The organism is Paenibacillus doosanensis (assembly GCF_025060755.1).
Lineage (GTDB): Bacteria > Bacillota > Bacilli > Paenibacillales > NBRC-103111 > Paenibacillus_S > Paenibacillus_S doosanensis.
Genome location: NZ_JANYUY010000078.1, coordinates 20,086 through 29,960, shown reverse-complemented (window position 1 = coordinate 29,960; position 9,875 = coordinate 20,086). Strand labels below are relative to the sequence as shown.

The following is a 9,875-nucleotide window of genomic DNA, read 5'->3' as shown; positions in this document are numbered from 1 at the left end:
TCATCATGGGCCGCCGCGGCTACGGCTGCACCGAATACAAAGCCGGCTGCGGCTTTGTCATCTGGAAGGACAGCTTCGGCGCCTCGCTGTCCGAGACGGCGGTGCGCTTCCTCATCGAGAAGGGCCGCACCGCGCTTATGCAGTTGACCGACGAGAACGGCAGGCCGGTCGAAGGCCGGCTGGCGCTGGCCGATCGGTCTACGGGGAGGCTCACCGTCGAGTCCGTGTCCGCAACTTAGCGGGCGCTTCGAACATCGCCGTTTAGCGTATCGCGACCAAATTTCATATTTAAAGGGAGGCGCCGCGTCATGCAAGAAATACCTGTCCCTTACGTCAGGGCGAATCAAGCGGGAATTGTTCTGTTCATACTTTTGGCTATGCTGTTTCGGCAGCCCGCCTTCATCGTCGTGCTGTGGGCCATCCAAGTGATCGGTTTATGGCAGGGAGCGCGCGGCAATTTGTTTATCGTCGCCGCGGCGCCGCTGCTGAAGGGCCGGATTGCCGGAGCGGCGACGGAAGCGAGAGAGCTGCAGCGGTTTAACAATGCCATCGCCGTAGCTTTATTGACGGTGGCGACGCTAGCCTTCTTGGCGAACGCCCACTCGATCGTCGGCTATATTGCCGCCGGTATGGTTGCGGCCGCAGCCCTGGCCGCGCTGTGCGGCTACTGCGTCGGCTGTTTCCTTTATTATCAGTTCAAGAAAAATTTCAGAAGAAAATAAGCAAAATGAACCTTCAATCCGTTACGAACCGCACGCTCCGATTGTTAGGCATTGCCTAACAGTCCGGAGTCGCAGCTTCAGCGGAGCGAAGGTTTTTTTGTCCGCATAGGCAGACTCTCGAACACCCCGAAAGTTGGGATGAGGCAGTCCCGAGGCTCAGTCCGTGCGCGTGGAACCTTGCATGAACCGTTTCTCTAAGTTTAACGGACGCCATGGAGCTAAATTCGCCGTAAACAGACATTTTTTAAACGGGACGGACATCACGGAACTTAAATGCCTGAAATGCTTGACCAAGGAGGCTGCGCTGGGCCAGTAGCTGCAGCTGTGTCCGTTAGAAATCCAAAATGGCCGATAGGGTTTATATAACGGCCGCTGTGTCCGCTGCGAGTGTACGGCGCCAAGCGGGCGGGGAGAAAGTGGGAAAAGCGTAAACGGTCGCCTTTGCAGCCGGATTTCCCTCCCGCATGAGAGATTCAAAATGAAAGAAATCCGGCTGCAACAGCGAGTGGAAACCTCTATGGGCCGTAGGCCGCGATTAGAGAGCGGAAACCTCTATCGACCGCAGCCCGCGAATCGAGTCGCGAATCCAGTCCATCGCCATGCTTTTATGAATCATGCCGGTACCGGCATACCTGCATTTTCAGCGGTTGAAGAGGGGCATGACATAGCCGTACACCGCGATGAAATGGCAGGCGCTTCCGGCGACGACGAAGCAATGCCAGACAGCGTGATGATAACGCATTTGGCGCCAAAAATAGAAGATGCTGCCTGTGCTGTACAGCATAACGCCGGCTACCAGCCAGGCGACGCCCGCCGGCGGCATCAACTGCTGCAGGGGACGGATAATCAGCACGACCAGCCAGGCCATCAGCAAATATTGGCCTATCGAGAGCTGCAGAAACCGCCCGGGATACTTCAGCTTCATCGCAATGCCGATCAACGCCAGCGTCCAGACGGCCGCCAACATGCAGACGCCCACGGTTTCCGAGCGGAGGGCGAGCAGGAAGGGGGTGTAGGTTCCGGCGATAAGCAAATAGATGGCCGCGTGATCCCAAGTTTCATAAACGGCGATCCGCCGTTCCTCCTTGGAGCTGTGCAGCAGAGTAGACGAGACGTAGAGCAGTAGCAGCGAAGCTCCGAATACGCCGCCCCCGAGCAGCGTCAGCATATTGCCCGATTGCCATGATCGCATGAGCAGCATTATGAGCGCCGCCGCGCTTAGCACGGCTCCGAAGCCGTGGCTGACCGCGTTAGCCCTCTGTTCCTTCCATGATGTGGAAGTCATCTTCGCATTCACTCCGATTACGATAAAATAAGCGGTTCGCCGCTGATCCTATCATTCCCGAAAATTCGTTTTTTTACCAACATAGTCATGCGTGATTTTACTGAAGCGACCGAACGGCATACCGAGACCGCCGGTCGGATCGCAACGATACATGATCATGGTCGGCCGGAATCTACCGTCATCGCTCCTGACGCAAGCGCATCGGTTCGCATCCCATCGCATCGCATCCCATCGAAAATCACATCGAAAGTCACATCGATAAAATAAGCGGCCTCTTCAGGCCGCGTACTACCGATGAATCAACATGCCCGGTTCTCCCGTCAGAGGCTGGAGTTTTTGTCCGTGCCGTCCACCTTAATATGATAAGGGGCCGACATCTCGTTGCCGCGCTTTTCCGGAAAAAGCCACAATTCGGGAGTGTCCTTAATACCGGAGACGGACAATTCGAACGCTTCCTTGGGGAATTGCCCGCTTCGGAGCCAGACCGTACTCCCGTCGACCTTCACATGATCCGGATATAAGGGGCGGCTCGAGGACTTACGGCCGGTTACGATCTCATATCGGTCGGGCGGCGAGGCTGAGGCGGGATCAACCCGCTTTTGAAAAACGATCTTGACTCGCTCTTCGCCATGCCGTTCGGCCCGCACCGGCTGCGGCTGCTCCGTGTACATGGCCTTGCCAAGATGGTGCTCGTAAGCGGTCCATGTCGCATAACCGAGCGCGCCGGATACGGCGGCGAACCGCTCCAGCCAACCGCGGGAGCGCCGCATCGGCTTCAGGGAGCCGATATCCGTCTGCAGTCCCAGAGGCAAGCCGGGATGCAGCACGCGGACTCTTGCGACGAACGGTTCGTAGCGTTTGGCGTAGTCCGCAGGCAGTCTCCAGCGCATCCAATCGGGCCAATGCGTCTGAACGAAATGCGCGTCGGGACGGACGGTCGAGACCATGGACACGGCGTCGATGCCTTGGTATTCCCGCAGCTTGCCGACGGCGTCCGGGCCCGCATCGACCCCAAGCGACCACGTCGCGATACGAATATCGGGACGCGCTTCCCGGACACCGCCGGGACCGTTGATGATTTCGAACAAAAACCGGTTTACGGCGTCTACGCGAAACTCGATCCATTGCCGGTAGAGGATCGGATTGCTTTTATAATAATGCGGCGACGAGGAGTAGCGAAATTCCGGGATGGGAGAGCCGTATTGCAGCTTGAACTGCGCCCGGGCATAGGGGCCCAAGTCGCCGTAGACGCCGCTGGACAGCCCGTTCCACTCGGGAAAATACGGCTCCGCGATCTCGAAGCCGTCAAAGGGATATGTACGCACGAGATCTGCGGCGGCCTGCTTTTTCCATTCCGTATAACGGTAGCTGAAAGGGGAGAGGCGATAATAGCCGTCATGAACCGGCTTCAGAAGCTGCATCTGCCAGTCCGGCCAATCCTTCGGCAAATGGGCGGTCGTATAGGCGCCGTTGCCGAGAACCATAGCCCAGACGGTCATTCCCTCTCTGTGCAATCGGTCGACCAGCTTGCCGTTTACTTTTGTTTCGTCGGTTACGAAATAATGAACGACACGGTACCCTGCGGCCAGCAGTTCATCGGCTATGCTCTGCTCGGAGCGGTTCGAATAGTAGGGGAAGGACGGATCGATTTGAATGGACGGACCCAGTAAAGATTTCATTGCCTCACCTCCGCGCTAGTCTGCAGCAACCGCCGCCCGTTATTCTATCATACCCTTTTATGCATATGGCGTTCAAAGCGGGATATATACCAAAGCGTGGGGCCGCCTGCGCTGATCGTCGCCGGTTTGAAACGGCGGGCGGCGAGGCCGGGCGTGTTTACCTTGCGGCACGCCAATTTTCGATTGACGGGTGAAATGAAATCCATTACACTATAAATCGTAATTATTACTATAGTAAAAATTACAATTAGATAAAATGAGGAGAGGTTCAGATTGCTGTCAAAACCGAGATACGCTTCTTACATAACGGTAGTTTCCACGCTATTGGCTATTGCTTTGTTGTCGGGCTGCGGAACCGAACCCGCGGGAACGGCCCCTGCCGGCAGGGGAGAGCTTCCGGATGCTCCTGCGGCGGTGAACGCATCCGGCGGGAATAACTCGCAGGAAGCCGCCGTGTTCGCGCAATGGGAGGACAGCACCGGCAAACAGGTGGTGCTGCACAAAAAGCCGGAGCGGATCGTCGTATTGAATCCGGAATACTTGGATCTGTTATATTCCGTCGGCGGGCAAGCGGTCGGAAGAACGGATACGCCGGACATTCAGCCGCCCAAGGGAGCGGAGCAGGCGGTCAGCGTCGGACAGATGAGCAGCCTGAGCTTGGAACAGCTGGTGGCGCTCAAGCCGGATTTGGTCATCGGCCACCCGCAATTTCACAGCTCGTTGCAGGAGGCGCTGGCGGCGAGCGGCATTCCGTTGGCGCTGATGCGGCTGAATTCTTATGAAGACATTATCCGGCAGACCCAGCTGATGGGGAAGCTGGCCGGCACGGAGCCTCATGCGACGGAGCTGCTCGCCGCGCTGGACGGGCGCTTGCAGCAGCTGTTATCCAAGCTGCCGGCAGAGACGAAAACATTTGCGATGATGAACGTGACGCCGGCCAGCATATCTCTGCAGCGCAGCGATACGACAGGACTTGAAATAGCGAAGCTGCTCAAGCTGACGAATGTGGCGGAGACGCTGACGCCTTCGCAGAAGAGCCCGACCACGACGCCTTATAGTCTGGAAAAGCTGGTGGAGCTGGACCCCGATTACATCTTTATCGTCATTCACGGCAGCAAGGATACCGGGGAGCGGAAAATCAAGTCGGATCTGCAGAGCAATCCTGCCTGGAGCTCGCTAAGGGCCGTTAAGGAAGGAAGGATGATCATCGCCCCGTCGTCTTTGTTTTTGACGAACCCCGGCTTGAAGCTCGACGAGTCTGTTCTGTACATGGGCAAGCTTGTGTATCCGGAGATATACGGCCATGCCGATTAAACCTTCCGCCGAAGTTCAGCCTGCTCATGCATCGCCGAAGGGGAAAAGGAAGAACCAATCGCGGCCGGGAAGAGAGCGGACCGACAGGATGGGAACGAGAGTGCGAGTGCCCGCAGCGGCGCTGTTCATCATGCTCTTTCTCGGTTTATCGCTTCTTTTCAGCGTAGCGAGCGGTGCGGTGGCTATTCCTGTCAAGGATGTGGCGGGTTATTTGTTTACCGGTAAGACGGGGGCGCTGCGGGAGGTGCTGTGGAACATCAGGCTGCCGCGCACGATCGTCGCCGCGCTGGTGGGAGCGAATCTCGCCGTTGCCGGCGTTCTGCTGCAAGGCGTTATGCGAAATCCGCTCGCCGACCCGCATATTATCGGGGTCTCTTCGGGGGCCGGGCTGTCGGGCATCATCCTTCTGATTTTGTTTCCGCATATGCAGGGCATGTTAACGCCGGTCGCCTTCCTCGGTGCGACGGCCGCCGCGCTGTTCATCTATCTTCTAGCCTGGAAAAACGGCATTAGCCCGATGCGGGTCATTCTGGCCGGAGTAGCGGTATCCGCTTTTCTGGGATCGGGCATTTCGGCACTGTTAACGTTCTACAGCGACCGGGTGCACGGCGCGCTTGTATTTCTTGTCGGGGGGTTGGCCGCCAAAAGCTGGCCTCATGTCGGTATTATTTTACCGTATACGCTAATCGGCATTACGGCTGCTCTTATCGGTTCGGGCAAAATGAACGTGCTGCTGCTGGGAGACGCTCAGGCGCGAAGCCTGGGGCTGCCGGTGGAAGCCGTTCGGCTTTTTCTGACGGCCGTCGGCACGCTGCTTGCGGCAAGCGCCGTCAGCGTTGCCGGCTTGCTTGGCTTCGTCGGATTGATCGTGCCGCATTCCGCGCGGCTTCTGGTCGGCGGCGATAATCGCCTGCTTATCCCGGCGTCCGCGCTTCTGGGGGCCGGCGTCGTCACTTGCTGCGATACGGTGGCGAGATTGATTTTTGCGCCGGTGGAGCTGCCTGTCGGCATTATTATGGGGGCGCTGGGCGCGCCGTTTTTTCTCTACTTGTTAAGAAGGAAAGGGGATCGGGTATGAGCGTTCTGGCGGCTCGTTCGCTGCGCCTTTCATATGAAGGAAAGACGGTGATAGACAAACTGGACCTTGCTTTTACGGAAGGCCGCATCCATGCCGTAATCGGACCGAACGGATGCGGCAAAAGCACGCTTCTCAAAGCATTGGCCCGCCAGCTGAAGCCGGATGACGGAGCCGTGCTGCTGGACGGCAAGCAGTTGTACCGGATGGGCGGCAAAGCGGCTGCGCGGCAGTTGGGGCTGCTTGCGCAAACGCAGGAAAGCGCCGCCGAATGGACGGTGCAGCAATTGGCCGCATTCGGGCGCTATCCGCACCGGACTTTCATGCAGGGAGAGACAGACGAGGACCGGGAGATCGTAGAATGGGCGATCGACGCGGCAGGCATGAGGCCGCTTGCGCATCGGCCTCTCGGGCAGTTGTCGGGAGGGGAGCGACAGCGGGCCTGGATCGCGATGGCGCTCGCGCAGCGGCCACGGGTGCTGCTGCTTGACGAACCGACGACGTTTCTTGACATTCGTCACCAAATCGAAATTATGGAGCTTGTCCGTCAGATGAACCGAACGCTTCCTATTACGGTCGTTATGGTGCTTCATGATATGCATCATGCGGCCCGCTACAGCGATGAGCTCATTGTTATGAGCGCCGGTAAAATATATGCCCAGGGTTCACCTGCCGAAGTGCTGACTCCCCGCATGCTGGGCGATGTTTTCGGAGTGGACGCCAGTGTGATCGCCGACGTCGAGACGGGCAAGCCGCTTATTGTAACCAGAGGATTAATACATAGCCGAGAGCGGCAAGAGGAGGAAGAAAAGCGATGAATAGCATCAACGCGCAGCATCATCTATATCCGTTCACCGCCATCGTCGGCCAGCATGCGATGAAGCAGGCTCTGCTGTTATCGGTCGTCAATCCGATGCTGGGAGGAGTTCTGGTCAAAGGGGAGAAGGGAACGGCCAAATCGACCGCGGTTCGCGCCTTGGCGGATTTGCTGCCGGAATTGAAGGTCGTCAATTTGCCGGTCAGCGCGACGGAAGACCGCCTTGTAGGCACGCTGGATATCGAGCATGCGATCCGGCACGGCGAGAAAAAGTTCGAGCCCGGCTTGCTGGCCGAAGCGCACGGGCATATTTTGTACGTCGATGAGATCAATCTTCTGGAGGATCATCTGGTCGACGTCCTGCTCGATGCGTCAGCTATGGGAGTGAACACGGTGGAGCGGGAGGGGATATCGTTCTCCCATCCATCCCGGTTTATTCTGATCGGCACCATGAATCCGGAGGAAGGGGAGCTGCGGCCGCAGCTGCTCGACCGTTTCGCCTTGTCGGTAGAGGTCGGGGGAGAACGGGACGTTGAGGGCCGCGCCGAGGTCGTACGCCGCAGACTGCTTTTTGAAAGCGATCCGGTAAGCTTTTGCGGGCGGTATGAGCAGGAGCAGAGCAGCCTGCTTGCCCGCATCAACCGGGCACGGGAGCTGCTTCCCCGCATACCGCTGCAGGACCGGCTGCTGGAGCGGGCGGCGGAGCTGTCCATCCGCTGCGAGGTGGACGGACACCGCGCCGATATTACGATGATCAAGACGGCTATGACCATGGCCGCTTGGGACGGGAGGACGGAGGCGAGCGAGGCCGATATATGGGCGGCGGCGAGGTTTGTGCTGCCGCATCGGCTGCGTAAGCGTCCGTTCGAAGAGCGCGAGGGGGCGGACTTATGGGAACGGTTGATCGAGGAAACGAGCTTCGCATGAAGCGGCAGGCAATAGAAGAAGCGGTCGCAGCTTCGCTGCCTTTCTGCGCGGTTGAAGGCCAGGATAGGGCGAAGCGCGCGCTGCTATTGTTGGCGGTACATCCCGGCATCGGAGGCTTGCTGCTGCAGGGAGCGCCGGGTACGGGCAAATCGGTGCTGGCCCGCGGCTTGTCCCGGCTGCTGCCTGAGGATGAGGCTGCAGGTCCATGGAAAGAGCTGCCCGCCCATGCCTCCGAGGACCGCATCGCCGGGTCGGCGGATTGGGAGGAAGCGCTGCGATCGGGAAGCAGACGCGCAAAGAAAGGCCTGCTTGCCGAGGCGGACGGCGGCTTCCTGTATATCGATGCCGTCAACTTGCTGGACGATTCGGCGCTGAGAATCGTGCTCAACGCAGCTGCATCGGGGCAGACGGAGCTGCAGCGCGAAGGCGTGTCCGCCGTTCATGCGTCGCGCATCGCGCTGATCGCCTGCATGGACCCCGGCGAAGGAGAACTGCCCGCTTCCGTCCGCGATCGTTTCGCCATCGGCGTTACGATGGAGACGGTGGCCGAGCGGGAGCGGCGCTGCGAAATTATTCGCCGGACGCTCGCTTTCGAGGCGAACCGCGCCGCCTTCGCCGCAGGCTGCGTCGCCGAGACGGAGGCGCTGCGCCAGCGCATTGCGGCGGCAAGGCTCCGCCTGCCGCACATTGCGGCCGGGCGCGCCGAGCTGGAGCTCGCGGCGGCGATCGCGCAAGAAGCCGGCTGCGACGGGCATCGCGCCGAGCTGGCGCTTATAGGCTGCGCGAGAGCGGCCGCAGCCTGGGAAGGCTGCCGCGCGGTAGAGGCGCGGCACGTGCAGGAAGCGGCGGCTTATGCGCTGCCGCACCGCATGAAGCGCGGCGGGCCGGAGGCGGATGCCGCCGGCACCGATAAGCCGCGCCGCGGCGAAACCGGCGGCGGAGACCCCCGCCCCGCAGAGCGGGCGAAGCCGCCTGCCGAACCGGAACGCGCCGGAGCCTGCGGCGAAACGGCGGAGCATAGAGCGGCTGAGGAGCAAGCGGGACGGCGCGGAGAAAGCCGGGCCCCGCTCGATCGTTCCGGCTCTGCCGGTCAACGCCGCGCCGAACGGGAGCAGGACGCTTCGGCGGCTTCTCAGGAGCATCGTCCGGCAACGGGGGACATGTCCCGGACGGCCCGAGAAACGGTTGCGGCTATCGGCGGTACCTTCGAGGTACGGCAGCCGGATTGGGCGTCGCCTCCGTCGCCCAAAGCGCTGCGCGCAGCATCGGGCAAGCGCGATACGAGCCTCGCGGGCACGCGGCAGGGGAGGTATGTCGGAGCTTCCGTCCCTATTGGGAAGCCGGCCGATCTGGCGCTGGACGCTACGCTGCGGGCAGCCGCTCCTTATCAGCGGATGTATGCGGAAAAGGAGCGGGCGCTTGTCATTCTCCCCGAGCATATCCGCATGAAAGAGCGGCGAAGGAAATGCGGCAGCACGATTTTATTTGTTGTGGACGCCAGCGGCTCAATGGGGGTTAGAGAGCGGATGAAGGCCGTGAAAGGAGCGGTATTGTCGCTGCTGAAAGACGCTTACCTGAAGAGAGACCGCGTAGGCATGGTCGCCTTCCGCGGGCGCAAAGCGGAGTTGGCGCTGGACATTACCCGCAGCGTGGAGCTGGCGGAGCGCTGCCTGCGGGAGATGCCGACCGGCGGGAAAACACCGCTGGCGCACGCGCTGCGCAAAGGCGGAGAGACATTGGCTGCAGAAATGCGCAAACGGCGGGAGGTATCGCCGATTCTTGTGCTGCTCAGCGATTGCAGAGCCAACGAGGGGATCGGCGAGGAGGGAATGGGAACGAAACAAGTATGGGAAGAGTGCGTCCGCATCGGGCGGGCAATCGCCGCGGCGCAAATTCCGCTTCTTATCGTCGATACGGAGCAAGGGCCCGTTCAGCTGGGGCAGGCGCACAAGCTGGCCCGTTCGCTCGGCGCCCGTTATTTGAAGCTGGAGCAATTGGAGGGGGAACGAATTGCCGCCGCCGTGCGCAAGCTGATGTAAGTCGCAAGAGAAAGGGA

Annotated in this window: 9 protein-coding genes; 7 read left to right on the top strand and 2 right to left on the bottom strand. The window is 60.0% G+C overall.

The window, feature by feature from the left end; genetic code table 11:
- On the top strand, positions 1 to 239 hold a 239-nt coding region (locus N0M98_RS31700; protein WP_259620274.1), incomplete at its 5' end, for a topoisomerase C-terminal repeat-containing protein.
- 69 nt (positions 240 to 308) lie between these two features.
- Positions 309 to 722 (top strand): DUF4395 domain-containing protein, encoded by a 414-nt coding sequence (locus N0M98_RS31695; RefSeq protein WP_249863778.1) that lies wholly within the window; start codon positions 309 to 311, stop codon positions 720 to 722.
- A gap of 640 nt (positions 723 to 1,362) precedes the next feature.
- Here the strand turns inward: N0M98_RS31695 and trhA are convergent.
- Entirely contained in the window at positions 1,363 to 2,007 is a 645-nt protein-coding gene (gene trhA / locus N0M98_RS31690; protein WP_249863777.1) for a PAQR family membrane homeostasis protein TrhA, read from the bottom strand.
- A gap of 320 nt (positions 2,008 to 2,327) precedes the next feature.
- Positions 2,328 to 3,686, bottom strand: a complete 1,359-nt coding sequence (locus N0M98_RS31685) for a poly-beta-1,6-N-acetyl-D-glucosamine N-deacetylase PgaB (RefSeq protein WP_259620273.1) — start codon at positions 3,684 to 3,686, stop codon at positions 2,328 to 2,330.
- 273 nt (positions 3,687 to 3,959) lie between these two features.
- On the opposite strand from N0M98_RS31685, the gene N0M98_RS31680 reads away from it, so the two are divergent.
- From N0M98_RS31680 to N0M98_RS31660, 5 genes are read left to right on the top strand one after another with little or no spacing between them, the layout of a single operon-like run.
- Entirely contained in the window at positions 3,960 to 5,000 is a 1,041-nt protein-coding gene (locus N0M98_RS31680) for an ABC transporter substrate-binding protein (protein ID WP_259620272.1), read from the top strand.
- Positions 4,990 to 6,078: a FecCD family ABC transporter permease gene (locus N0M98_RS31675; protein WP_259620271.1), complete on the top strand. Its 1,089-nt coding sequence runs from the start codon at positions 4,990 to 4,992 to the stop codon at positions 6,076 to 6,078. The genes N0M98_RS31680 and N0M98_RS31675 overlap by 11 nt, the downstream gene beginning before the upstream one ends.
- Positions 6,079 to 6,125: 47 nt before the next feature.
- On the top strand, positions 6,126 to 6,893 hold the full coding sequence (locus N0M98_RS31670) for an ABC transporter ATP-binding protein (RefSeq protein WP_259620270.1): 768 nt from the start codon (positions 6,126 to 6,128) through the stop codon (positions 6,891 to 6,893).
- Positions 6,890 to 7,819: a magnesium chelatase ATPase subunit I gene (locus N0M98_RS31665; protein WP_259620269.1), complete on the top strand. Its 930-nt coding sequence runs from the start codon at positions 6,890 to 6,892 to the stop codon at positions 7,817 to 7,819. Before N0M98_RS31670 ends, N0M98_RS31665 begins: the two co-directional genes overlap by 4 nt.
- Positions 7,783 to 9,858, top strand: a complete 2,076-nt coding sequence (locus N0M98_RS31660) for a VWA domain-containing protein (RefSeq protein ID WP_259620268.1) — start codon at positions 7,783 to 7,785, stop codon at positions 9,856 to 9,858. Before N0M98_RS31665 ends, N0M98_RS31660 begins: the two co-directional genes overlap by 37 nt.
- The last annotated feature ends 17 nt before the right edge of the window (positions 9,859 to 9,875 follow it).

What these genes read in the sequence shown, in the direction of transcription:
- N0M98_RS31660 (WP_259620268.1), top strand. Translation starts at nt 7,783, where the DNA reads ATGGGAACGGTTGATCGAGGAAACGAGCTTCGCATGAAGCGGCAGGCA.
- N0M98_RS31675 (WP_259620271.1), top strand. Translation starts at nt 4,990, where the DNA reads ATGCCGATTAAACCTTCCGCCGAAGTTCAGCCTGCTCATGCATCGCCG.
- N0M98_RS31695 (WP_249863778.1), top strand. Translation starts at nt 309, where the DNA reads ATGCAAGAAATACCTGTCCCTTACGTCAGGGCGAATCAAGCGGGAATT.
- trhA (WP_249863777.1), bottom strand. Translation starts at nt 2,007, where the DNA reads ATGACTTCCACATCATGGAAGGAACAGAGGGCTAACGCGGTCAGCCAC.
- N0M98_RS31665 (WP_259620269.1), top strand. Translation starts at nt 6,890, where the DNA reads ATGAATAGCATCAACGCGCAGCATCATCTATATCCGTTCACCGCCATC.
- N0M98_RS31685 (WP_259620273.1), bottom strand. Translation starts at nt 3,686, where the DNA reads ATGAAATCTTTACTGGGTCCGTCCATTCAAATCGATCCGTCCTTCCCC.